This window comes from Wolbachia endosymbiont of Armadillidium arcangelii, assembly GCF_040207875.1.
Lineage (GTDB): Bacteria > Pseudomonadota > Alphaproteobacteria > Rickettsiales > Anaplasmataceae > Wolbachia.
The window spans coordinates 1,660,641-1,684,907 of record NZ_CP157942.1; the positions used below are offsets into that span (position 1 = coordinate 1,660,641).

Sequence of the window (24,267 nt, forward strand, 5' to 3'; positions counted from 1 at the left end):
TTAAAATGTAAAATAGATCTACTTAAATAAGTAGATCTATGAACAATATAAGAAACTTTGCAATAATAGCACATATAGATCATGGGAAGTCAACTCTTGCTGATCGTTTAATAGAAGAATGTAACGTTCTTGAGACAAGGGAAATGACCAATCAAATACTTGACTCAATGGATATAGAGCGTGAACGTGGAATCACAATCAAAGCACAAACGGTAAGACTAAGCTATACTGCAAGGGATGGTAATCAATATTGCCTAAATCTCATGGATACTCCAGGTCATGTCGACTTTTCGTATGAAGTCAGCCGAAGCTTAGCCGCATGTGAAGGTTCACTTTTGGTAGTAGATAGCAGCCAAGGAGTGGAAGCTCAGACTTTGGCAAATGTGTACAAGGCAATTGACAATAATCATGAGATAATAGTTGTGCTTAATAAAGTCGACCTTCCTGCTGCAGATCCAGAAAGAGTAAAGTCTCAGATTGAAGAAGTAATTGGTATTGATGCAAGTGAGTCAATTTTGATATCGGCAAAAACTGGGCTTGGGATAAAAGATGTACTTGAAGCTATAGTGACAAAACTTCCAGCTCCTCAAGGTGATATAAATCCTCCACTGCAAGCAATTTTAGTTGATAGTTGGTATGACCCTTACCTAGGGGTAGTAATTTTAGTGCGAGTTAAAAATGGAGTTCTAAAAAAAGGCATGAGAATTGTTATGATGTCTAATAATGCTACATATCAAGTGGATAATATTGGTATTTTCACTCCTAAAAAAGTTATGACTAGTGAACTTTCAGCAGGTGAAGTTGGTTTTATAATTGCTTCAATGAAAGAGATGGCAGATTGCAAAGTAGGGGACACTATTACCGAAGAGAAAAGGCCATGCAGTGAAGCATTACCTGGCTTTAAAGAAGTCCATCCTGTGGTATTTTGCAGTATTTTTCCCAACAACACAGATGATTTTAAATATTTAAGGGAAGCACTGGAAAAACTGCATTTAAATGATGCAAGTTTTACTTTTGAAGCTGAAACATCAAATGCGCTAGGCTATGGATTCCGTTGTGGTTTCTTGGGAATGCTGCATCTAGAAGTTATCCAAGAAAGACTCGAGAGAGAATTTGATTTAGATCTAACAGCAACTGCACCAAGTGTTATATATAGGGTTGCAACACAAAACGGCGAGATTCTGAATATTCATAATCCAAGCGACATGCCAGATCCAGTAAAAATTAAAATGGTAGAAGAACCATGGATTACTGCAACTATAATGGTACCTGACCAATATTTAGGAGAAATTCTATCTCTGTGTGAAGAGAGGAGAGGAGAACAGCAGGACTTATCTTATATTGGTAATACGACAACAGCACTGCTGAAGTATAAATTACCGCTGTCTGAAGTTGTTTTTGATTTTTACGATAGACTAAAATCAATTTCCAAGGGATATGCAAGTTTAGATTGGGAAATTTCCAATTACCAGGAAAGTCAAATAGATAAATTGAGTTTTTTAGTTAATGGAGAGCCTGTGGATGCATTAGCCTGCATCGTTCACAAAAGTAGGGCAGAAAAAAGGGGACGCGAAATATGTGCACGTTTGAAAGACTTGATACCACGTCAGCAATATAAAATCGCGATTCAAGCGGCAGTGGGCAGTAAAATTATTGCGAGAGAAACAATTAACCCGTATAGAAAAGATGTAACAGCCAAACTCTATGGTGGAGACGTCACACGAAGGATGAAGTTGCTTGAAAAGCAGAAGAAAGGTAAGAAAAGATTGCATTCTGTAGGAAACATAAACATTCCACAGAATGCTTTTATTGAGGCTTTGAAAATAAATGATTAACTGTATGTCTAAAAACATAATTTTAAAGAACTAAGTGCTATTTGCTCAATAAATTTATTTGCATTGAAATAGCTATATCATATCTTAAATCAACACTATACAAGATGCCACGCAACAAAAGATTTCTTGCATAACTTAGGAATATGCAAGAACATACCGAAAGCAACATTAGTGAAGGTATGAAATACAAACAAATAAGTAAACTTGATGAAGAGGAGTTACGGAGATTGACAGGAGTAAAAAGAAAAACGTTCGAAAAAATAATAGAAATTTTAATAGAGGAAGAGGCTAAGAAAAAGGCAAAAGGAGGCATGGAAGATCATTTGTTAATGGCACTACCGTACTAAGTGAAAGTGCCTGCATTCGCTGATAAAGCATCAAGATTTTGCATTGCCTGGAAAAAAAGAGCTATTAAATGCAATATGAGATTCTGGTAGTAGACGGAACAGAAACTCCCATAGAGAGAGCAAAAAAAAGCAGAAAAGATTTTTTTTAGGAAAAAAAAGAAACATACAATAAAAACATAAGTATAGCCCTTCTCATAACAGTCCAAAAAGGTCATAAGAAGGAAGAATCAACAGCATGACAAAAAGATGTGAATAGAGTTCCTGATTCTGTTTTTTATAGCAAACCAATGATGCTCAATTTTGTTAAAATCTGGAGAATACGGAGGCAGATATAAAATTTCTGCACCAACCCCTTTAGCAAGTTCGGTAATCTTATTAGACTTATGAAAAGTAGCATTATCAAAGTTTGTCCAGGTTCCAAAATCGGTGTGGCTATGTTGCATAGCACTGATAGGCATGTAAATCACAATGAATTTACACAGCTAATTTAAATTTAGCCATACCTATATCAGTAAATTTGTTCAGTAAGTAGCACTTAATTAACACACGATTTACCTCTGATTTATTTTTCAAGCCAAACCGGGAGTGTTAAATAAACTGTGTCAAACCGAATTTTTAATTCAACTCAATTTTCAATCTGTTGGGAAAGAAAATGTCGAGCTGAGATATAGTCAATGCCCAATCATGTACAGGCATAGTCCATTTCTCCTCCACTTTCTTTATAGCACAATATACCTATTTATACAAGGCATTTATGCTAGTAAATGAGCCCTTGGTTTTGGTGAATTTCCTAATTTGCCTATGTAGCCCCTCTATGGGATTAGTAGTATAGATTATCCTCCTAACTGGGTCGGAATACTTAAAATAACCAGATAGGTTTTCCCAATTATTCTGCCAAGATTATAGGGTACTTTGTGCCCCATTTTTCATCTAATTCCAACAGATAATTCTCGGCAATTTCCTTACTTGAAGCTTTTCTTTAAATCACTCAAAAAACTCTTTACTAGCTACATACTTCAGTGAGTTACGTATCTGATGCACTATACACATTCTGCATTAGGGAACACACCGTTTATTTCTGCAGGAAAGCTTTTTAGCCCATCTACACATGCAATTAGAATATCTTCCACTCCTCTCTCTTTGAGATCATTTAGTACTCCCAACCAGAACTTCACTTTCAGCTAAATAAAACTTCTTTTCTGCCATTTTGCTAATATATTATACATACATTTACTTACACAACTCCTTAAAAAACCATGAAAACTATCGGATATACAGACTGCAGCGGACGACTACGCCATTCGTTGATTACTGTTTGTCAGTAATACTTGATATCTCTGCCGCCGATATTTTATGATCGTAAATTTCCTCAATATGTGACGCTATATCTCCATGCCACTGGCAAATGTGCTTAAGACCTTTGCTTCAAGTTCTGTTGTTTGTCTTTTTCTAACTATTTGGGGTTCAAAGCTTCCTTCCCTGTCTCTAGGTGTTAACAACTCAAATGAGTTGTACGTAAAGTTTTTCCCATTTCTTCGATTATTTTCTTCGCTTTCACCAGACAAGTGGTGTTCTATTTCACCTTTCCAGACTTGCCTCAAGCAGCTTTTTTATAAACGGTGTCATCTCTTCCTGTTAGCGGTCTTCCTTCTCGTATAGACGACAGGTTTCTAATTCTTTATAATCTACCAAACCGGTAGTTTTATTTACTTGACTCATGTCAAACCTCCGTTTTTTTATATCAATTATATTTTTATTTCTTGGTTTGACACAGTTTATTTAACACTCCCGCCAAACCCAAATAACCTATAGAAAAAGACTTCAATATAAGACCGTGCTCCATACTTAACTTTTTTCTTCCATTCATTAATACCATCTTCATAATTCTCATATTCTACTTGTTTCTTTCTGATAGCTAAACAAATTTTAGCTAGGGCGAATAATAGGCACAATATTCTGCATTCTTTATACACACTTTTTATATCATAAGCCGCATCTGCTCGAATAGAACAAATGTTATATTTATCACTGACTTCCTCTAACATATCGCAGACCGGCACAGCAACACCACTATTCTTATCATTTACGTTTAAAACAACATGTAGTTTTCTTACTTGACCATAGCCACTGTATTTTCTTTTTCGAGTATTATGCCCACCGTTATTATTGTAGATACTAACTCTAGTGCTATCTACGGCAATTTTAATATTTTCCAAATCATCTTTATTGGTTCTATGGTCATCAATCTTCAAATTAAGCTTTTTAAATCTTCTGGAAGCTTGTGTATAGCTGATAACCTTAAGTTTTTTGCCTATTTGTACCATATAACCTTTTACAAAACCTACAGCTTGTCTCAAGCCAATTCTAAAAAGATATGTGTATTAAAATTACAACTTTACCACTATAAGTGCACCTGCAACTTTTGGACTATTTTCATACCAATTTTCTATTAACAAAATGAAAAACATTTCCTCTTTTTTTTGAGAAACTCGTTATATTCTCTTTGGTTACTTACTCTCATTTTTTGCGGCATAAGTTATACTTGTTTGAAAAATGCTTATTTTACAACAAAATGCGTTAGTAACCATATATTGAAAAGCTTTTCTCCTTACAATATAACACTAGCTATTCAACAAAGCCATCCAGGATTATAGTAAATATTAAGCTCTCCTTTAAATATCAACTTTAAGAGTATCTTTATATTTTTTCTAAATCCCCCTTCCACAAACTGGTCTGTGATGTTTGATATCTTACTATTACCCACAAATATAAATGGACTTATAAATAAAGTATTAGAATATTAAAGTTTGCAAATATTGAGGGTATAAAAATGGCAAGTGGGTTGGGAATTATCTCAAGAAAACGTAGTAAAGGTGTTATGCTGCATACAGCTTTTGCTGTTAGTACAGAAGGCTTGGCATTAGGAATAAAAAATTTACTCGAGACCACCTGTTTCTGAAGAAGCCAAAGAGCTAAAAGAGAGGAATCGTAAAAGAGCACATATTGAAGATAAAGAAAGTATAAAGTGGCTAGAAAGCCTAAGGAAAACAGATAGCATATATAGACTCAACTAAAACTGAAGCTATAACTGTATGTGATAGAGAGGCAGATATTTATGAATTTTTTGAACTTGCACGTAATCTTAACTCAGCAGTTTTAGTAAGAGCTTCCAAAGATCGAGATATAAATAGAAAATCCAGATTTTCCAACGATAAACAAAAATTATGGAATTTTTTGAAGACTTCTCTAGCATTGGTACAATAGAAATTGAAATCCCTGCTAGAGATAATAAGCCAAAAAGAACAGCATGTTTAGAGGTTAAGTTTGGGAAGTTTATGATGGATCCGCCTAAAAGGCACATAAGGTATAAAGAGTTATATAACCTACCACTTTATGCAGTTTATGGTGTTCTGTCCTCCTGAAGCAAGTCCGCTAGAGTGGATGCTTTTAACGAATCTTCCTGTTAATACTTTTGATGAGGCAGTTGAAAAGGTTAGTTGGTATTGTCTTAGATGGAAGATAGAGATACTTCATAAAATTTTAAAATCCGGCCTTAAAGTTGAAGAATGTAGACTTGAAACAGCAGAAAGATTAATGAGGTATTTAACGGTTATGAGTGTTATTGCTTGGAGAATTTTTTTTATTACAACAATTGCAAGAACCAATCCAACACTACTTTATTAGCTGAAGAAGAGTGGAAAGTTTTATACGCGAAAATACACAAATGCCCAAATGTAACTCCTACTATAAAAGAGGTTGTTTCATGGATTGCTCAGCTTGGAGGCCACTTAGCCAGAAAAAATGACCCAGAACCTGGACCTATTACCCTTTGGAAAGGATGGAGACGTCTCTTTGATTTATCAGAAGGATGGAGGCTTGCTACTGAACTTTATACTTATGGGTAATAGTAAGGTTTGATATGCATGCATCTTGATTGTTTAAACCTTTGCTCTTATATTTGCCAAGCATACTTTTCATTTTAGAGTTAAGATCGAATGTTTTGATTTCACATGTACTTTTCTTCATATAATCTATTAGCTAATTTTGCGTTGAAACTCTTTGTGAGCTTTGCAGCTAGCTCTCTTGCTTTTTCATCTTTATTAAAAGCTGGTATTAAGCCAACTTCAGGCGCATTTGCAACAACCACATACTTTACACCATGTTCATTTAGAACCTTAAGTGCATTGCATATTTCACTAACTGCTTGTTTCAATACTTTTTCTGCTTTAACACTGTTATAAACAGTGGCAACCATAATATCATTTCCGCCGATTATGATGCAAAATAAATCTTCTTTACCTATATCTGGATGATGTTTAATTACCACATCTAGCTGGTTAGCTAAACGAAATTTATTGAAGAAATAAGAAAAAATAAGGTCAAGAATTTCAGATGCTGTTGCATATGAAACCGCATAGTTGTGACCTTGCTGTTCGTGGCATTTGCCAAAAAATGAGTAACTCCATCTCGGCTTAAATTCTTTTAAACCTAAATACTTTGCTACATATTCAACAGCAGTAGGACCATTACTAAAAATCTTCCTTGATGAAAGGGGGAACTAAATTTCACGTTTCTTACAAAGGATAAGTTATTTTAAATTTTAATGATTGCACCATTATCGGATAAACTATCACCCAGAACATAAAAATTTCTATACTTTGAATTAGAATTGTCATCTTTGTTTGTCATAATATTTACCGTAGATTAGCATGTTGTTTCATTAGATTCATAAAAAAAGAAAAATAGCGGTGCAACTTTTTTACAACCCCCATTTTAAACTTTATTGTGTATTTCCTTCATATCATACCTTTTTGAAAAAACGTTTTATTTTAAAAACGCTCTGACTTTTTCTCCACTTTTTCCCGGCAAAATCAGCTTCTTCTTAACTTGACACGTATACTTAAAAGAACCCTCTAAATTTTCTAGCGCGGTTTGGATGTTTCAACTTGCGCAGTGCTTTTGCCTCTATTTGCCTAATTCTCTCACGTGTTACATTAAAAATTTTTCCTACTTCTTCTAAAGTATGCTCCTTTCCATCTTTACCAAGGCCAAAACGCATTCTTAGAATTCTTTCTTCTTTTGCTGTTAAAGTTGCAAGAACATTGGTCGTAATACCGCGCAAGTCAGCAAGTATTGCAGCATCCTCTGGTTTAGAAACTCGCTTATCTTCTATACAATCACCGAAGGTACTATTATCATCTTTACCTGTTGGAGCTTCAAGACTTACCGGATCTTTTGCTATTTTCATAACTTTGCGTATTCTTTCTATCGGCATCTCCAATTCTATACTTAATTCCTCTAATGTTGGCTCTCTACTCATTCTATGAGTCATCTTTCTTAATGCTTTATTGATTTTACTGATAATTTCTACCATATGAACTGGTATTCTAACTACTTTAGACTGCTCAGGTATTGCCCTAGTGATCGATTGTTTTACCCACCAAGTAGCATAAGTCGAAAATTTATATCCACGTTTATAATCAAACTTATCTACGGCCTTTATAAGACCAATATTGCCTTCTTGTATCAAATCAAGCAGATCAAGACCTCTTTTTGAATACTTTTTAGCAATCGAAACCACTAGCCTTAAGTTAGCCTTAATCATCTCTTGTTTTGCTTCAGAGACTTCTCGTTCGTGTTTTTGTATTCTCTTGATTAGCTTCTTAAACTCTTGCACATTATCTCCTTGTACATGATGCTTAATACTGCTTAAGGCACTAGCTATATGCTCATAGTTATCGTTTATAAACCTTAAGAATTTATTTTTTAATTTACCTGTAAAAGAAGACTGGTTTTCATTGATCTTTAGAAGACTTATCTCTCTCAACTCGTGCTTTAAAAGTACATCACCATAAACATTATAGAAACTTTCTCTATCAATATCGTACTTTCTAGCCTCAGCAATAAGATTAGCTTCTTCAAGCACAATTAATCTATTTATTTCGTAAAGTTTTTGTGTAATTCTTGCAATAGCAGCATCACTAAACTTAACTTGTAATGCTAGAGACCATATTTGATTATATAAGTTTTCTAGCTCACTAGAGAAACTTTTAGAATTTTTTTTCAATATCAATGCCTCATTTGTTAAAGTGATTATCTCATCCAATGCCATTATAACCTTTGGCAATAAATCACTTTCCATTTCAAGAACAGAAATATTTAAATTCACTGAACTTATATCTTCACTCTCATTTCCCTTTTCATCATTACCTTTTTCCTCATCATCAACACAGTCTTTAGCATCTTCAGGAATATCCTCAGCTTCACTTTTTTCTTTGGGTACCACATTAAAATCAGAATTATAAATTGCATCCAGATTTATAATTTCTCTCAGTAAAAAAGTTCCCCCACTTAAATCATCACGCCACATTTTTATCATATTGAATGCCGCTGATGTTTCAATTATTGCACGTAACATGTTATGCTTTCCAGACTCAATTTTTTTTGCTATCTCAATTTCATCTGCTCGTGACAAAAGCTTTACAGAGCTCATGTCTTGCAAATAAATCCTTACTGGATCATCATTTTGCACTAAAGTTGCATTAGTATTCAACGATGTCTCGTTATCATCAAGTTTGCTACTATCACTGTTAGAAGGAGCTTCTTCCTCATCTTCGCTACTTTCAAGTATGTTAATTCCAGAGTCCTGCAATAAAGATATAGTATCATCTATAAAATCAGATGAAAAATTTTCATCTGACAACTTATCATTTATATCATCAAAGGTGATAAAACCACCCTTCCTTATACCTTTAGTTACAAGAGCTCTGATAATTTTTTTTCTATCTTCTGTATCATTAATAGTTGACATCATTACCTTTATAGTTTAAAAGTTTATTTCTTATTATCAAATAAACTTACAATGAGCAAGCTTATAGTTTTATTCTTAATTTATAGTTATTTGCTACTTCATATAGTTTAAGATACTGTTAATTTATACACACTCTTCTTAATCAATTATTCCCTCCATTCTTACTGCTATGGACAATCCAACTGAAAATGTTGCAATTCCAACCACGATAGCAGTAAGCATTAAAACGTGAGGTATAGGATTGCTATATAAATAAAAATTTGAAGTCAATATAGGAGGCAAAGAACTTTTTATGTATCCGAGAGATATGTAAAATAACAAAATAGATGCTTGTAAGACACTTAACCCTATCATTTTTTTGATTAAATTTTTATCGTTTATAATAATATACAAACCTAGCACCATTAATATAGTAATGATTATATAATTATATAGGGTCATTGTTTTTTCCTACGAGCAAAACTTATATATATGATTAGCATGGAAGAGCAGACGGTAAATACTACACCCAGCTCCACTAAGAAAATACCCAATTTTTGACCTGTGCTATTATTAGTTGATAATATATTATAAGATAAAAAATTTTGGCCAAGTAAAACTGTTATAATACCCGTTCCCCCATAGGTTAAAATACCTAGCACGTTAGTAAATTTGATCACAGAGTAAGGTATTGCTTTTAAAGTTGTAGATATGCCAAATAACATTGAATATAATATTACCCCAGAGGCAATAATTATTCCTGCTTGAAAACCTCCACCTGGAGTGTAGTCACCATGAAATTGTATGTATAAACCAAACAAAGTGATAAAAGGTATCATCAAAAATGTTACTACACTTAATATCGGATCTTTAATCATCTTCTTTTTCTTCCTTTAATATTACACAAAGTGCAGCAGTAAAAACTACTATAGTTTCTCCAAACGTGTCATAGCCACGAAAGCTTGCTAAAACAGCTGTCACTATATTAGGAATACCAGTAGCTTTTTCAGTATTTTCTATATAATAAGGAGCAACATGCAAATGGACTGGAGCATCATGACTGCCAAAATCTGGCAATTGAATCATAAAGTATGATAAACATGCAGTCAAAACCAACATAAAAAAAAGTGTTATGGGGCTATGAGATAAGTTTACTTTGTGATTCTTTATCAAAGAGAGTGCTGCAAACGTAAAGACTGTGCTCAGTCCTGCACCGACAGAAGCTTCAGTAATTGCAACATCGGGCGCATTCATAATCAAGTATATAAGCTCAATAAGTGAACTAAATACACACATTAGAACAGCACTTACAACTAAGTGTTTTGAAAGGACTATAAAAATAGTAACCGTGAGTAACAGCAAAAGTAATATTAGATTTAGTATTTCCAGCATCTTAATCTTCTTGAATAGTCCTTACTTTTATAATGAGTACGCGCTAAAATATAACTGTTAGTTGCATTGGCTATCCATATTATAAAAATCAATAATATAATTTTAATAGTATTGATTGAAAATTTATTTTGCAAAGCAAAACCAATCAACAACAACATTGCGCCACTAGAATCTGCAATACCTGCAGCATGTAGTCTAGTATAGAAATCAGGAAATACTATTACTCCTACGCTTGAAATGACTACTAAACAAACACCTAAAAATATGAGAATGGATGCTATCATAAATTATCAAAACAACATTAATCTCATTAGTGCTATAGTTGATATAAAACTAATGCTAGCATACAGTAGTGCTATATCAATTAAAAAGAAATTATTAAGAATGATTGATATTGCTGTTATGAGTAAAACTACTTGCGTTGAAAAATTATTGAATGCTAAAACCTTATTGTATACATCACTTGATCTAAACACTATACAACATAACATTACACTCATACAGGACAAAAGTGCATAGATAGCAATGCTAATCATTTATAAACTATACAACCTCTGCAGATTTCTAAATTGGTACTTCTTCACCGCTATCTTGATCATCTATTTCATCATCTTGGCTTCCTTGACTTATATCAAGATCTGTGTTAAATTGATGATCAGAAAAATTTAACAAACTCGCTAGCTTACTTGGACTACGACTGTAAGCATTATTCATATTTCCTTTCATGTACTCCTTGCACCTTTTCACCAAAAGGTTAAACAACTCATGAGTATCTACCTTCTTTTCTGCTATTTCATATAAAGCAACTATAGTGTCCTTATGCCCTTTAAACTTAACCATTTGAACTGGATCGCTTGTCCCTGTACTTAAATCATGCGTTCTTTGACTTGCCAGCAGAACCAATTTAAAACGGTTATGCACCTGTTCTACACACTTTTCTGCAATAGATTCAACCATAAAACACCACCTTGATAAGCTTTATACTATATCACAAAAAATAAGATGTCAACTGCGTATCTATTGAGATGCAACTCCATACTCTACTTTTTCTGTTTTAGCTTTTACTGCTTGATTTTCTGTTATTGTAATTGTTATTTCATGATCAAGCTTTCTTAAAAACCCTAACAGTCTTTCTAAAGAAAAACCATCTATTTTACCATTTTTAATTTGTGACACCTTTGGCTGATCAATACCAAGTTTCTCAGCCGCACAAGCTTGAGTCCAAGTATTTTTTTCTACAATTTTGTTTATTATGTAAAGCAACTTTGCTTTTATTTCTGTACTATCCAGATTGTTTAATGATATTATTTCCATAATTTTTACTCTCACATACCAATTAGCTTTATTAAGTATTATATCATAATATTTAATATACCAATATATTAATATTATATAATTTGTCAATAACTATAATGATATACTGATCTTAAAATTTTAAGTTGACTATATCTCTATCAAAATACTAGTAATTTTAAATTATTATTTTGTTAAAAAAATCACTAATAGAAAGAATAAATTAAAACTATAAAGTTTAAAATATAGAAATAATCATTTTACAAACTCGTTTTAGAGATTGTATATGGTTTCAAGAAAGGAATAAGGTCAGGGATAGAGTATATAAATCATGAAAACAAAGTAAGATAAGTAGGGAAAGAGTTGAGCAGAGCTCTATAGAAAAACAGAACCAAAAAGACTTATAGTGTATTTTGTGGAGTGTTATAGGTTCTAAAAAGTTACTTTGAGTGGGCTAACAGAGTTTCCAAAATGGCAAGATTATTTTAAAAAATGAAGTGAAAAGCATAGCGGAAGTAAAAAAAGTGTTTTGGAGCATGAAAGAAGTAGTTGCGAAGAAACAATGGTCGGAAACAGCTTATACATAATTGGTACTCAAAGTGTTAAACGCAGATAATGGCAAAAGAAAAGGCTATGTAAAAAGTTTTAGTGCAGTTGATAGACAAATATGCAATTTATGTGACAACGGCATAGCGCTGTAAGAACTCGTTAAGAATCTCTAGATGATGAGGTAAAATAAGCATAGATTAAGAATGAGGTATATCTATGCAAAACAAGTGATATAAGTCGAGAGCAATTTGAAAAAATCAGGCTAATACTGGAGAGCAGTAGGAAGAAAACAAGACCAAGAAAAGTTGATTTGTATGGCATATTCTGTGGAGTGCTATACATTCTAAAAAGTGGTTGTCAGTGGACCAAAAGATGGGTTATTTTTTGCTTGGTTGGAAAAATGTAGAAGACTGTGGCGAGCAAAAACTCAATACTAGCCTACAAACCTTCTTCTGGCTTCCATCGCTTTGTTTCTGAAAAGACTATGAGCAGACTCTTACATCAGAAATTTGTACCTCTATATTTTCATTAGAGATTAATTTCAATTTTCAAAATTTCTATTTAATGAGAATGCCATATTATATTCGCAATGTAATTTAAATATTTGTTGCTTCTGAAACACTATTTAGTTAGTAAATAAAATTATGTTGAATACAGCAAAAATGAAAAAAGATGTTGCTATAATTATGGGAAGCGAATCGGATTATGGCACTATGGTTCATGCTATTAATTTATTAAAAGAATTGGAAATTTCACATGATGTATTTATAATATCCGCACACAGAACACCAGAGAGACTCTTTAATTTTGCTAAGTCTGCTCAAGAAAAAGGCTTTAAGGTTATTATAGCTGGTGCAGGAGGGGCAGCTCATTTGCCTGGTATGACTGCGTCGCTTACTTATTTACCTGTTATTGGTATTCCTGTGCACAGCAAGCAATTAAATGGGCTAGATAGTCTGTTATCTATAGTGCAGATGCCAAAGGGTGTTCCAGTTGCAACAATGTCTATAGGCGAGAGTGGGGCATGCAATGCTGCAATTACTTCAGCATCCATATTATCGATTTCTAACAGTGAAATTGCAGGTAGATTAAAAAAATGGAGAGAAAAACAGACCAAAGCAGTAAAAGAGAAACCAACATTATAATGAGCTTATGGCAATAATCCTTTTAGACATGAAAACTATAAATCGTATAGCAGCAGGAGAGGTAGTAGAAAGGCCGGCAAGCGTAGTAAAGGAATTAGTGGAAAATGCAATAGATGCTGGAAGTTCAGAGATAGAAATTAAAATAGAGAGTGGTGGGCGCAATCTTATTACTGTGATGGATAATGGAAGTGGAATAGAGAAGAATAACTTAAAACTTGCGTTTACGCGTCACGCTACTTCAAAATTAAGTGATAGTGAATTAATAGAAATCAAGTACCTTGGCTTTAGAGGAGAGGCTTTGCCTTCAATTGCAGCAGTAAGTAGAATAAAGTTATCGTCTAAGGCAAATGGGGCAGATGAAGCATGGTCTATAAGCTATGAGGGGGGAGAAAAAATAGGAGAGGTTACACCTTGTTCTTTATTAAAAGGCACACATATTGAAGTAAGAGACTTATTTTTTGTTACTCCCAATAGATTAAAATTCTTAAAAACTGAAAGGGCGGAAACGCAGAACATCATTGATATCGTAAATAATTTAGCGATGATCAACTATAGTATTGGGTTTACTCTTACTTCCGGGAATAAAAAGCTTCTGAAATATGCTAAGCATGCTTCGTTATTTAGCAGACTGTGTGAAGTAGAGAAGGAATTTCAGGATAATTCCCTGGAAATTAACGAAGAAGAAGACGGCATTAAACTCACAGGACACATCTGTAGACCAACTGTCAATCGTGGTAAGTCTGATATGGTCCATACGTTTGTCAATGGAAGGCCTATTAAGGACAATCTACTTGTTGGTGCGATTCGTTATGCGTATCACGACTTTATTCCAAGTGATAGATATCCTTTTGCAGCACTGCACTTAGAGATACCGTATGATCAAGTAGATGTAAATGTGCATCCAAACAAATCAGAGGTAAGATTTCAGAACAAGAGGCTAATATATGAAATAGTGAGAAGAGGGCTAATAAAAATATTATCAACAAGAATAGGTACCTCTGATATCATTCCAGCGTGTGGTCCAATTACTTCAACAACAGAGAGTTTTGGTACTCAAAAAGAATTTTATGAAAAGAAAATAAGTCCTTTTGAAAATCAGTTAATGAGAGAGTTTACTTCTCCAAATGTAGAGGTAAAAAGCTTGTCAGAGCATTCAAAATCGTTTGATTATACTGGTATGCAAAAGTCTCTACCACAAGCAGGAACTATAGTTCTAGAAAGGGAACAAACTGATTTGATAGAGGACTATCCCCTTGGGTTTGCACACTGTCAAGTCTATAACACTTATATTATTGCCGAGGTAAAAGACAAATTAATTATAGTAGACCAGCATGCAGCCCATGAAAGGTTAGTATACGAGTGCTTAAAAAAAAATCAAGTATAAAAAGACAAAAATTGCTTTTGCCTGAAACAGTTAAAATCAATAATCGAGCTGGAATGGAGATGATTGAAATTTATAAAGATAAGCTTTTCGAAATGGGTTTTGATATTGAAATTAAATCAGAAAATAAGGTCATAGTAAAAGAAGTCCCTGCAATCTTAGGAGCAATAGATGTGAAGGAGATGCTCATTGATGTAGTGGATAGATTAACAGAAATAGAGGATACACTGCCTATAGAAGATAAAGTAAATAAAATACTAGCCACAATTGCTTGTCATGGATCAATTAGAGCAGGTAGGAAGATGAAATTAGAGGAAATGAATGAATTATTGAGGCAAATGGAAAAAACGCCACATTCTGGACAATGCAACCACGGCAGACCAACTTATATAGAAGTGAAACTAAGTGATATTGAAAAATTGTTTGAGCGGAGGTGAGAAATTGTCATATTTTTGTTTAGCAATATCTACATCTATTTACTTGCACAATGCTACCTCTAAGACTGTAAACAAAATTGAGTTAATATAGACTAAAGATACTTGTCCTGTCTTTTAACTCTGTTGAAAGATAAGAGAAATTTGGCTTATTGGCATTAATGTCAAGATTGTATGAGGTATAGAAAAAGAGCGTTCATCTTACTAGTTACTACAATTCTAGCGTTTTTATTATTAAAAAATCATAGTAGTTTTCACGAAGACGTAGTGCATCTCAAGAATGACAATAAGGAATTCAAAGCCAGCAAATTCTGTAGAATCGACCATATCATACAGGGAAAAGACAGTGTATGATCATACCTTTCGCTCTGATAATTAATTTGCAAATAAAATAGTTTTGCATTTTTTGATAAGATTAAGTAATATCAGCGTATTAGTTATAAAATCAATAATTTTTATGGATGAGCATAATCCTTGGAATCTTGGCAAGAAACCGGTAGGTTCCAATAATGAAGATATTTTAAGTAAAGCTATGTCTGATATAAGATGCTTTTTTAATGGCTTCACCAGAAATAGAGGCAAAAAACCTTATTTCATCATTTTCATTATTTTGCTGCTTTATGTTTGTACTGGATTTTATATTGTTCATCCTAGCGAAGAAGGCATAGAACTTACTTTTGGCAAATATTCTGATACAGAAACATCTGGTTTGCGCTATCACTTTCCCTATCCTATTGGTAAGGTTTTCAAAGTGAATGTTAAGGAAGTAAATCGTGAAGAAATTGGTGTAAGTGGTTCTTATGGACGAGATACAGATCGCGGTGAAGGTGTGATGCTAACTGGAGATGAAAATATAGTCAACGTTAACTTCGAGGTTCAGTGGCGCGTTAGAGATGCTAAGGACTATTTATTCAAAGTGCGGGATTACAAACCAGGTTTCAGTGTTAAAAATGCTGCCGAAAGTGCCATGAGAGAAATAATAGGTAAAAACACGATCTCTTTTGCACTTGGTCAAGGCAGACCAGAAATTTCTAGAGATACTAGAATTCTATTGCAGCAGATTCTTGATGGATACCAAATGGGCATAGAGATTTTATCTGTTCAAATGAAAAAAATTGATCCACCAGAAAAAGTAATCAGTTCGTTTAGAGATGTACAAAGCGCTCGTGCAGACAAAGAGCGTACTATAAACGAAGCATATGCTTATAGTAATGATATTATACCTCGAGCAAAGGGTGAAGCAATAAAGATAAAATTAGATGCACAAGCATACGAAAATGAAGTAATAAATGAAGCAAAAGGTAATGCAAATCGCTTTTTATCTCTTTATGAGGAATATAGACAGAATCCTTCTCTCGTTAAGAATCGTATTTATCTTGAAACTATGGAAAATATTTTCAGTAAGGTAGACAAAGTTGTTGTAACTGATGATCTGAAAGGTATGTTTTCTTATTTACCTCTTACAAATTTAGGAAAATAACCATGAGTAGTAATACTAAAATCGTTTTTGTTTTCATATTTGTTGTTTTATTGATTGCTTTATCTAACTCGATGTTTATTGTAGAAGAAACAAAACAAGCGATAGTTATACAGCTGGGTAAGGTTGTAAGAGATGTTAGGGAAAGTGGCTTATATTTTAAGTTACCATTCATAAATAGTGTAGAGTTTCTTGATAAAAGAGTTTTAGATTTAAGTCCTGATAAGATCCCAAGGGAAGTGATAACAGCGGATCAAAAACGTATTATAGTAGATGCGTATGCAAAATATAAAATAACAAATCCTGTTGCTTTTTACCAGGCTGTGAGGAATGAATCAGGGCTGGTTAGAAGATTATATCCGGTTATAGAAGCACACATAAGAGAAAATATAGGCAGATTTTCGTTGATCAGTTTGTTAAATGAAAAAAGATCAGAGGTTATGCAATTGATTCAGCGTGGAGTTTATTCTGAAGCTGAAAAATTTGGCATAGAAATAATAGACGTAAGAATTAAGAGAGCAGATTTACCAGAAGAAAATAGTTCTGCAATATTTCGCCGTATGCAAACTGAAAGGGAAAAAGAAGCAAAAGAAATTAGAGCAGAAGGAGAGCAAGCTGGGCAGGAAGTTAGATCAGAAGCTGATAAATTAAAAAGGGGAATTATTGCTAGTGCAGCAAAAGAATCGCATGAAATAAGAGGTCGTGGTTATGCTGAAGCAACTAGAATTTATAATGAGGCATTTAAGGTTGATGAAGAGTTTTTTAACTTTTATCGCTCTATGAGCGCTTACAGTAAATCATTTGCCGAAAATAATACTAAATTCGTGCTTTCACCAAATAATAATTTCTTAGATATTTTGAACAAGGGGTGGAAATAGTTTATGAGAAGTAAAGCATTTATTTTATCTATATTTGCATATTTTCTAATTGCGTTTTCTTCATATGCTAATGTGTTCACAAAAACGGTTGCGGGCCCTGTATATCAAGGGCTTGCTGATATAGTGGAAGAGCTTATTCCTGCAGTTGTAAATATTTCAAGTGAGCAAATAGTTAAGCAAGAAAATAACAATAGAACTAAAATTCCTTTTACACCAAGAAATAATTTCTTTGATGATTTTAAAGAATTTTTTGAGCACTTTGATCAGTTTTTTATGGACAGGGGCCCTAGCGTTAACAGAGAGGTGGTGTTGCTTGGCTCTGGATTTATTATAGATAAAGGTGGAATAATAGTAACTAATTATCACGTTATTAAAAACGCCCAAGATATTACAGTTACTATGAACGATAACACTTACTTCAAAGCAGAAGTTTTAGGCTACGATGCAAAAACTGACCTTGCTGTGCTTAAGATTAATTCTGATAAAGATCTTCCTTTTGTTGCATTTGGTAATTCTGATACAGCAAGGGTTGGTGATGCAGTTATTGCAATAGGTAACCCATTTGGTTTGGGTGGCTCTGTAAGCACAGGAATTATATCCGCAAGATCTAGAGACATTAGTATTGGTACTATGAATGAATTTATTCAAACTGATGCTGCAATTAACAGAGGCAATTCAGGAGGACCATTATTTCATCTAAATGGAAAAGTTATAGGCATTAATACTGCTATTTATTCCCCATCTGAATCTGGCGGTAACGTGGGTATAGGCTTTGCTATACCATCTAATCTAGCTATGTCAATTATTGACACATTAAAAAGTGGCAAAAAAATAAAACATGGTTGGCTTGGTGTGCAGGTTCAGCCTATAACAAAAGAATTTGCTGAATCCTTGGGTTTAAAAGACACCAAAGGTGCACTAGTTGCAAGTGTAGTAAAGGGTAGTCCTGCAGAGAAAGGAGGAATTAAAGTAGGTGATATATTATTAGAATTTGACGGTAAAAAAATTGATAGAATGACACAATTACCGCAAATGGTTTCAAGAACTGAACTTGGGAAAAAAGTACAAACTAAGTTACTTAGAAAGGGTAAAGAAGTCAATATCAAGGTTGTAATCGAGGAATCTGCAAACGATGATCTAGGTAATAATCAAGAAGAAAATAAATCAACATCTAGTTATATAAGTGGTTTAACCGTTTCAAATTTGCCAAAAGAACTAAAAAATAATGCACCCACAAAAGGTGTAGTAGTTACCAGTGTAGATAGTAATAGTAATTCCACACTGCGTGTTATTAAAAAAGGGGATATCATTATCCAATTAGATGGAATCGATATTGAAAACACTAATGATTTTCAAAAACAAATTGATTCAGCAGTAAAGAAAAACGGCAAAGATTCAATAATGTTGCTCATCTACCGCAATGGAAACCAGTTCTTTACTTCAATAAAATTGAAGAAGTAGCTATTTTACATTGTATTCTATCATCGAATCTAAGTCATAAGAAACTGCTTGACAGGTTCTTATATACCCTTTATTATAACAATAAGGGTGTTTTTATAAAATTCATTTTGGTGAAAATTATAGCAGCTTTCTCTATATTTAGCCAAGCATTAGTAAATTATTAATTTAAATTCTGGACTTACCTTATCTTTTTTAGATTGGTAAAGTTTTTGATGCTTATAGCTAATTACAATTATAATGAACATTTGTTTTTGTGACATAACAGATGCCAATGTCCAGACACTGACATCCAAACTTTCCACAATTTCACCGAATGTTATCATAAGTTAGCTGCTTTTTGCTTGTGAGTAACTACTGTTTAGGTGCTGGAATGACAGAAAAGAACAGCTTTCTTTCACAAATCAATTTATAATTAAATTAGCATAAAGCATAATTATATTTACTTATCATCATTATTAATCAATAATTAACGTCTGTAAATTAACTATATCTAATCGCAAAGGGAGGTGGAGATGCGTTTTAAACTAGAAAAGGAAGATGTTCCTCAAAAAGATTGCAGTAATGTAACTCGTTATGTAACAACTACTCAAATAAGAGTAAATGACAAAACAACACTTAGCCTACCTAGTATATCTTACATTATCACTGAACAACCTACTAATCAGGATTTTCAAATTCTGGATTTGAAGTATAACGTGACAAGTGTACTACACGACTTATCTCAAGGGCTACGGCTAAAGCTAGAAAGGGTAGGAAACGATTATAAATTAGCTTTAGTTACTACCTCTGATAAACCTTATTATTATTACTATGATGGCAAAGATACTATTATAGCTACTATTGATCATATACCCAAAAATTACGCAAATAATGCCCATGTTTACACATATAATGCTAACAAATGTAGTGTTAATTATGAACTGCTAGAAAATAGCAAGGTTTTAATAGATCCAAAAGACATAATTAGTAGCAAAAATATCAGTCTTATTTTAGAAAATCTTAAAAATTCGTCTGATAAAAGGCTCACAATACGAGCAAGAAACTGGCCTTCTAAGGAACCGCAATACAGATACTATAAGAGCGTTCATGTATATGATACCACTAGTGGCGAGGTTTACATATTGAATAACGTTATTCCAATATTCGATCGCAGGGATAATAATTTCAAGTTATCTCATTTTCATGAAATAAAGACCTTAAAAGCGCAAGATAGTTATTTTACAGCAAAAAAGTTAGGCAATAATTATGTTGGCTGCATATCAGATGAAGATGGTGAATGCAAAGAATTTTATGACTTACACCCCAGTTATTTTGGATATGAGCATGACAGTAGCTCAGATTCATATACTGATTATTACCATGACTTAAACCTCGGTTATTTTGGAGATGAGTATGGCAATAACCGAGATCTATATCCTTATTATTATAACTTAGAAAATTTTGACAACTTTTTGGAGGTTGATGTGAACACTAAAGAATATATAGATTTAGAAGAAAGAATTAAAGCTTTAGAAAGCGACATTAAAAGATTAGAACGTGCTGGTGTACAAGGTCCTCCAGGTCAAAAAGGTGAGGAAGGTCTCTTGGGTATTCCAGGTCTCCCTGGTAAAGCAGGTTTGGATGGTTCTAAAGGTGAAAGGGGTGAGAAAGGTCTCTTTGGTGTTCCAGGTATTCCAGGTCAAAAAGGTGAGCCAGGTATGTCTGGTGAAGCAAGTTTTGATGGTTCCAAAGGTGAACCAGGTGAAAGGGGTGAGCGAGGTTTCCCTGGTCCTCCAGGTTATAAAGGTGAGCAAGGTTTCTCTGGTTCTCCAGGTCAAAAAGGTGGTAGAGGTCTCCCTGGTACTCCAGGTAAAGATGGAATAATGGGTTATCTAGGTGAAAGGGGTCAGCCAGGTCCACAAGGTCAAAGTGGAGCGAAGGGAGATAGAGGTAATGAAGGACCAAAAGGTAGTAGTGGTCTAACAGGTGCAAAAGGTCCAGAGGGTAAAAAGGGTGAGAAAGGATATACCCCAAGTACTACAGAAATTGCAACAGAATTAGTTACTAGTAAAAAAGCTGAGCTAGGAAAAGCAGTGCTGGAAGCGAAAGATGATCAAGGTAAAAAAATCTTGATAAATGACCAAGCATTACAAGAAGGAGTAGCAGAAGAATTGAGAAAAAATCCAGGAAAAATTCAAGGTCCTAAAGGTAATAAAGGAGATACTGGAGCGTCAGGTGCGCATGGATCAAAAGGCGATAAAGGTATACAAGGTCCTCCAGGCTTCAAAGGTGAAAGGGGTGAACAAGGATTGCGAGGTTTTTCTGGTGAAAAAGGTGATAGAGGTTTTCTAGGTTCTCAAGGCCAAAAGGGTGAGCTAGGTCTTATAGGTTTCCCAGGTGAAAGGGGTGAACAAGGATTGCGAGGTTTCCCTGGTCCTCCAGGTTATAAAGGTGAACTAGGTCTCCCTGGTCGTCCAGGTAAAGGTGGAATGATGGGTTATCCAGGTAAAAGGGGTCGGTCAGGTCTTCTAGGTCTTCCAGGCTCTCGAGGCCAAAAGGGTGAGCCAGGTTTTATAGGTCTTCCAGGTCCACAAGGTCAAAGTGGAGCGAAGGGAGATAGAGGTAATGAAGGACCAAAAGGTAGTAATGGTCCAACAGGTGCAAAAGGTCCAGAGGGTAAAAAGGGTGAGAAAGGATATACCCCAAGTACTACAGAAATTGCAACAGAATTAGTTACTAGTAAAAAAGCTGAGCTAGGAAACGTAGTGCTTAATACAAAGGACAGCAATGGTGAAAATCTTGCAACTCAGGTTGCTGGTAAAATTAATCTCGATCCACAGGAATTTATGAATAAAGTTGATGAAGCAAAACTCACTGAAGGAGTAGTACATAAACTTTCTCAAAAGGAAGCGAAAGAAATTGCAAAACATATTGTAAACGCAATAACAAGCGATGTTACACAACAAAATAATCCCGATCCTATGGTCTTTAAGAAATATGAAAAATTTGCAGAAAAACTTGCCGAATTACTTGTTGATAGAAGCAGTATGAACAAAGAAGAGGCTAATACTCTTGTAGGAGATAAGGTGAGTGGGTGGGGACTTGCTAAGTACCTTCTATTGCATAGTGGTTTAGGTGAGCAAGCAAAAGCTCTCCACATGGTGGAACAAAAAATAGATAAGGAAAAATTGGCTAAGTATTTACTTGAATATACTCAATTAAAAGGCAATGTGGGCGCAGCAAAAACAATAGTTGAAAATATTGTTCATAACTTCTTTAACAATAAAGTAGATGAGCTAGGAAAAGCAGTGCTAGAAGCAAAAGATGATCAAGGTAAAAAAATCTTGATAAATGACCAAGCATTACAAGAAGGAGTAGCGGAAGAGTTGAGAAAAAATCCAGGAAAAGTTCAAGGTCCTCAAGGCAATACTGGAGTATCTGGTCCTAAAGGTAATATGGGTGACCAAGGTCCAAGGGGCTTGCAAGGTCTTCCAGGCGTGCAAGGACAAAAAGGTGAGCCAGGTATAGATGGACTAAAGGGTGATCAAGGTATACAGGGTTTTAAAGGAAGTATGGGTAATAAAGGAAATACTGGAGCGCCAGGTCAAGCTGGCAAAGACGGAACCCCAGGCCCTAAAGGAGCAGATGGGGCACCAGGAATGCCTGGTCCGCAGGGTCCAGTAGGTTCTAAAGGAGTAGATGGCGCTCCAGGAACACCGGGAGCTCCAGGAACAAAAGGTGATAGAGGGGATAGCGGTGTAAATGCAAGTCCTGAAGAAGTTGTACAAAAATTAATTAATGGTGGCACCATTGCTAATCAGGTACTTGAATACCGTAATCAAGACGGAGATTTAGTATTAGAGCAGCAAATTGCAGGAAGAATTATCGATGATCAAGATATTCACACAGGAATAGCCATTGCACTAGCTGATAACAAAATTCAAGAGCTAGCAGATGTGTTACTAAGTGATACATTAGTAGAAAAACTTGCAAATAATACCGAGCTAACACAAAGCATTTCAGAAGAACTAAGGAAAAATCCAGGAGAAGTCCAAGGTCCTAAAGGAGAAGATGGATTGCCAGGTATAACAGGTCTGAGGGGCTTCAATGGTACACAAGGTCTTCCAGGCAGCAAGGGTGAGCCAGGTATGGATGGAACAAAAGGTACAAAGGGTGAACAGGGAAATATTGGACCTAAAGGAGCAGATGGAGCCATAGGAATAAAAGGCGATATGGGTGAGAAAGGAGATATCGGTACAGATGGGTTGCCAGGTGCACAAGGTCTTCCAGGTAACAAGGGTGAGCCAGGTACAGATGGATTAAAAGGAGATATAGGTCCAGTAGGTCTTGCAGGTTTGCCAGGTATGGATGGAACAAAAGGTACAAAGGGTGAACAGGGAAATATTGGACCTCAAGGGCCCAAAGGTCGGGCTGGCAGATCTGGTCTTAAGGGTAGTAAAGGAGATACTGGTTCAATAGGAATGCCAGGTCCAAAGGGAGAAGATGGAATAGGTGCTGATGTGGTGCATCAATTTTTACGTGAGATTAATCAAACAAGAACTGAAACCTTGGATGCTAAAAATGCAGCAGAGGTAGCTAAAAATGCTTCTGAAAGATCTGCCACAGAAGCTAAAGTTTTTAAAGAAGAGGCTGACAGTTTTGCTGATGAAGCAAGTAAATCAGAACAAAATACTCAAGAACTTTATAGTAAGATAAAAAATATGTTTTGCACAACACATCCCACACATCAAGTTTGTCCTACACGTAGAAAAAGGAGGCAAATCGCACCAGTGACAAGCGGAGCAAGCAAACCAATTTCATTTATATCTCAAGTAATAAATTTCTTTTATCCTTCTGTAGGACAGGATGAATATAAAGTAAAAAATAAAATACAGGAAGTGGCAAAAATAATAGATGCAGCAGATATTGCCATAAAGTTTGAAAAGGTATTAGAAGAAGCAGCTTCAAAATGTGGCATTCCAAAGAAAAGTCTAAATTTTGATCCAGTGAAACTACAGTCAACTATTATATTATCTAATGATGAAAATCATAACGAGCTGTTGAAGTTTCTGTGTGTAGTTGCAAAAAAATCATGCCCTAATTACATACAAACTAGTAAATTTTTCGCTACTTTCAAAGATCATATGGAGGAAACATTAAAAGACAATGAGGAGCAAAGAGCTTTCGTTAATACTGAAAAAATAGTGGCAGATAACGAACAGCCAAGGAGTTTTATGAGGTATGTCGCTCCTCCTAGTAGCCTCAGTGCCATTAATCAGAAAGTTGTTAGTTATTTAAGGTAATAT

General features: G+C 34.6%; 16 protein-coding genes and 8 pseudogenes. 12 read left to right on the forward strand and 12 right to left on the reverse strand.

Annotated elements, in window-relative coordinates:
• Positions 1 to 38 precede the first annotated feature (38 nt).
• Positions 39 to 1,835 (forward strand): translation elongation factor 4, encoded by a 1,797-nt coding sequence (gene lepA / locus ABLO99_RS08400; protein ID WP_349967647.1) that lies wholly within the window; start codon positions 39 to 41, stop codon positions 1,833 to 1,835.
• A 179-nt stretch (positions 1,836 to 2,014) separates the two neighbouring features.
• Positions 2,015 to 2,322: pseudogene (locus ABLO99_RS08760) on the forward strand (IS5/IS1182 family transposase); the annotation flags it as partial.
• A gap of 71 nt (positions 2,323 to 2,393) precedes the next feature.
• On the opposite strand, the pseudogene ABLO99_RS08410 reads toward ABLO99_RS08760, so the two are convergent.
• The 3 genes and pseudogenes from ABLO99_RS08410 to ABLO99_RS08420 form a co-directional block, all read right to left on the reverse strand.
• Positions 2,394 to 2,612: pseudogene (locus tag ABLO99_RS08410) on the reverse strand (transposase); the annotation flags it as partial.
• Positions 2,613 to 2,797: 185 nt separating this feature from the next.
• Positions 2,798 to 3,901, reverse strand: a pseudogene (locus ABLO99_RS08415) (IS256 family transposase).
• 56 nt (positions 3,902 to 3,957) lie between these two features.
• Entirely contained in the window at positions 3,958 to 4,506 is a 549-nt protein-coding gene (locus ABLO99_RS08420) for a hypothetical protein (RefSeq protein WP_238580409.1), read from the reverse strand.
• 512 nt (positions 4,507 to 5,018) lie between these two features.
• On the opposite strand from ABLO99_RS08420, the pseudogene ABLO99_RS08425 reads away from it, so the two are divergent.
• A pseudogene (locus tag ABLO99_RS08425) lies at positions 5,019 to 6,087 on the forward strand (IS4 family transposase); the annotation flags it as partial.
• A 101-nt stretch (positions 6,088 to 6,188) separates the two neighbouring features.
• On the opposite strand, the gene ABLO99_RS08430 reads toward ABLO99_RS08425, so the two are convergent.
• The 9 genes from ABLO99_RS08430 to ABLO99_RS08470 all read right to left on the reverse strand — a co-directional run bounded on the left by ABLO99_RS08430 (position 6,189) and on the right by ABLO99_RS08470 (position 11,678).
• Positions 6,189 to 6,719, reverse strand: coding sequence for an SGNH/GDSL hydrolase family protein (locus tag ABLO99_RS08430; protein WP_238580418.1), 531 nt, complete (start codon positions 6,717 to 6,719; stop codon positions 6,189 to 6,191).
• 363 nt (positions 6,720 to 7,082) lie between these two features.
• The gene (rpoD, locus tag ABLO99_RS08435; protein WP_349967652.1) at positions 7,083 to 8,993 is read right to left on the reverse strand and encodes an RNA polymerase sigma factor RpoD; all 1,911 of its coding nucleotides are present in this window, start codon (positions 8,991 to 8,993) and stop codon (positions 7,083 to 7,085) included.
• A gap of 138 nt (positions 8,994 to 9,131) precedes the next feature.
• Entirely contained in the window at positions 9,132 to 9,434 is a 303-nt protein-coding gene (locus ABLO99_RS08440; RefSeq protein ID WP_047759422.1) for a cation:proton antiporter subunit C, read from the reverse strand.
• On the reverse strand, positions 9,431 to 9,850 hold the full coding sequence (locus ABLO99_RS08445; RefSeq protein WP_349967654.1) for a Na(+)/H(+) antiporter subunit B: 420 nt from the start codon (positions 9,848 to 9,850) through the stop codon (positions 9,431 to 9,433). Before ABLO99_RS08445 ends, ABLO99_RS08440 begins: the two co-directional genes overlap by 4 nt.
• Positions 9,843 to 10,364, reverse strand: coding sequence for a DUF4040 domain-containing protein (locus tag ABLO99_RS08450; protein WP_349967655.1), 522 nt, complete (start codon positions 10,362 to 10,364; stop codon positions 9,843 to 9,845). Before ABLO99_RS08450 ends, ABLO99_RS08445 begins: the two co-directional genes overlap by 8 nt.
• The gene (mnhG, locus tag ABLO99_RS08455) at positions 10,349 to 10,648 is read right to left on the reverse strand and encodes a monovalent cation/H(+) antiporter subunit G (RefSeq protein WP_114517297.1); all 300 of its coding nucleotides are present in this window, start codon (positions 10,646 to 10,648) and stop codon (positions 10,349 to 10,351) included. The genes ABLO99_RS08450 and mnhG overlap by 16 nt, the downstream gene beginning before the upstream one ends.
• A gap of 6 nt (positions 10,649 to 10,654) precedes the next feature.
• The gene (locus ABLO99_RS08460) at positions 10,655 to 10,900 is read right to left on the reverse strand and encodes a monovalent cation/H+ antiporter complex subunit F (RefSeq protein WP_349967657.1); all 246 of its coding nucleotides are present in this window, start codon (positions 10,898 to 10,900) and stop codon (positions 10,655 to 10,657) included.
• 28 nt (positions 10,901 to 10,928) lie between these two features.
• Positions 10,929 to 11,321, reverse strand: coding sequence for a DNA-directed RNA polymerase subunit omega (gene rpoZ, locus ABLO99_RS08465; protein ID WP_349967659.1), 393 nt, complete (start codon positions 11,319 to 11,321; stop codon positions 10,929 to 10,931).
• 60 nt (positions 11,322 to 11,381) lie between these two features.
• Positions 11,382 to 11,678, reverse strand: coding sequence for a helix-turn-helix domain-containing protein (locus ABLO99_RS08470; RefSeq protein WP_047759418.1), 297 nt, complete (start codon positions 11,676 to 11,678; stop codon positions 11,382 to 11,384).
• A 724-nt stretch (positions 11,679 to 12,402) separates the two neighbouring features.
• Here ABLO99_RS08470 and ABLO99_RS08475 point away from each other — a divergent pair.
• The 9 genes and pseudogenes from ABLO99_RS08475 to ABLO99_RS08505 form a co-directional block, all read left to right on the forward strand.
• Positions 12,403 to 12,570, forward strand: a pseudogene (locus ABLO99_RS08475) (transposase); the annotation flags it as partial.
• 19 nt (positions 12,571 to 12,589) lie between these two features.
• Positions 12,590 to 12,694: pseudogene (locus tag ABLO99_RS08765) on the forward strand (IS5/IS1182 family transposase); the annotation flags it as partial.
• Positions 12,695 to 12,850: 156 nt separating this feature from the next.
• Entirely contained in the window at positions 12,851 to 13,351 is a 501-nt protein-coding gene (gene purE / locus ABLO99_RS08480) for a 5-(carboxyamino)imidazole ribonucleotide mutase (protein WP_047759417.1), read from the forward strand.
• Positions 13,352 to 13,358: 7 nt separating this feature from the next.
• Positions 13,359 to 14,666 (forward strand): annotated as a pseudogene (gene mutL / locus ABLO99_RS08485) (DNA mismatch repair endonuclease MutL); the annotation flags it as partial.
• Positions 14,667 to 14,678: 12 nt separating this feature from the next.
• Positions 14,679 to 15,169, forward strand: a pseudogene (locus tag ABLO99_RS08770) (DNA mismatch repair protein MutL); the annotation flags it as partial.
• A 454-nt stretch (positions 15,170 to 15,623) separates the two neighbouring features.
• Entirely contained in the window at positions 15,624 to 16,646 is a 1,023-nt protein-coding gene (gene hflK / locus ABLO99_RS08490) for an FtsH protease activity modulator HflK (protein WP_349968534.1), read from the forward strand.
• A gap of 2 nt (positions 16,647 to 16,648) precedes the next feature.
• Complete coding sequence (locus tag ABLO99_RS08495; RefSeq protein WP_349967662.1) at positions 16,649 to 17,521, forward strand: protease modulator HflC; 873 nt, start codon at positions 16,649 to 16,651, stop codon at positions 17,519 to 17,521.
• Between the two features lie 3 nt (positions 17,522 to 17,524).
• Positions 17,525 to 18,982, forward strand: a complete 1,458-nt coding sequence (locus ABLO99_RS08500; protein ID WP_349967664.1) for a DegQ family serine endoprotease — start codon at positions 17,525 to 17,527, stop codon at positions 18,980 to 18,982.
• 512 nt (positions 18,983 to 19,494) lie between these two features.
• Positions 19,495 to 24,264 (forward strand): collagen-like protein, encoded by a 4,770-nt coding sequence (locus ABLO99_RS08505; RefSeq protein ID WP_349967667.1) that lies wholly within the window; start codon positions 19,495 to 19,497, stop codon positions 24,262 to 24,264.
• Positions 24,265 to 24,267: the final 3 nt, after the last annotated feature.

Excerpts from the sequence above, each read along its gene's own strand:
- lepA (WP_349967647.1), top strand. The coding sequence starts at position 39 with ATGAACAATATAAGAAACTTTGCAATAATAGCACATATAGATCATGGG.
- ABLO99_RS08420 (WP_238580409.1), bottom strand. The coding sequence starts at position 4,506 with ATGGTACAAATAGGCAAAAAACTTAAGGTTATCAGCTATACACAAGCT.
- rpoD (WP_349967652.1), bottom strand. The coding sequence starts at position 8,993 with ATGTCAACTATTAATGATACAGAAGATAGAAAAAAAATTATCAGAGCT.
- ABLO99_RS08440 (WP_047759422.1), bottom strand. The coding sequence starts at position 9,434 with ATGACCCTATATAATTATATAATCATTACTATATTAATGGTGCTAGGT.
- ABLO99_RS08445 (WP_349967654.1), bottom strand. The coding sequence starts at position 9,850 with ATGATTAAAGATCCGATATTAAGTGTAGTAACATTTTTGATGATACCT.
- ABLO99_RS08450 (WP_349967655.1), bottom strand. The coding sequence starts at position 10,364 with ATGCTGGAAATACTAAATCTAATATTACTTTTGCTGTTACTCACGGTT.
- mnhG (WP_114517297.1), bottom strand. The coding sequence starts at position 10,648 with ATGATAGCATCCATTCTCATATTTTTAGGTGTTTGTTTAGTAGTCATT.
- ABLO99_RS08460 (WP_349967657.1), bottom strand. The coding sequence starts at position 10,900 with ATGATTAGCATTGCTATCTATGCACTTTTGTCCTGTATGAGTGTAATG.
- rpoZ (WP_349967659.1), bottom strand. The coding sequence starts at position 11,321 with ATGGTTGAATCTATTGCAGAAAAGTGTGTAGAACAGGTGCATAACCGT.
- ABLO99_RS08470 (WP_047759418.1), bottom strand. The coding sequence starts at position 11,678 with ATGGAAATAATATCATTAAACAATCTGGATAGTACAGAAATAAAAGCA.
- purE (WP_047759417.1), top strand. The coding sequence starts at position 12,851 with ATGTTGAATACAGCAAAAATGAAAAAAGATGTTGCTATAATTATGGGA.
- hflK (WP_349968534.1), top strand. The coding sequence starts at position 15,624 with ATGGATGAGCATAATCCTTGGAATCTTGGCAAGAAACCGGTAGGTTCC.
- ABLO99_RS08495 (WP_349967662.1), top strand. The coding sequence starts at position 16,649 with ATGAGTAGTAATACTAAAATCGTTTTTGTTTTCATATTTGTTGTTTTA.
- ABLO99_RS08500 (WP_349967664.1), top strand. The coding sequence starts at position 17,525 with ATGAGAAGTAAAGCATTTATTTTATCTATATTTGCATATTTTCTAATT.
- ABLO99_RS08505 (WP_349967667.1), top strand. The coding sequence starts at position 19,495 with ATGCGTTTTAAACTAGAAAAGGAAGATGTTCCTCAAAAAGATTGCAGT.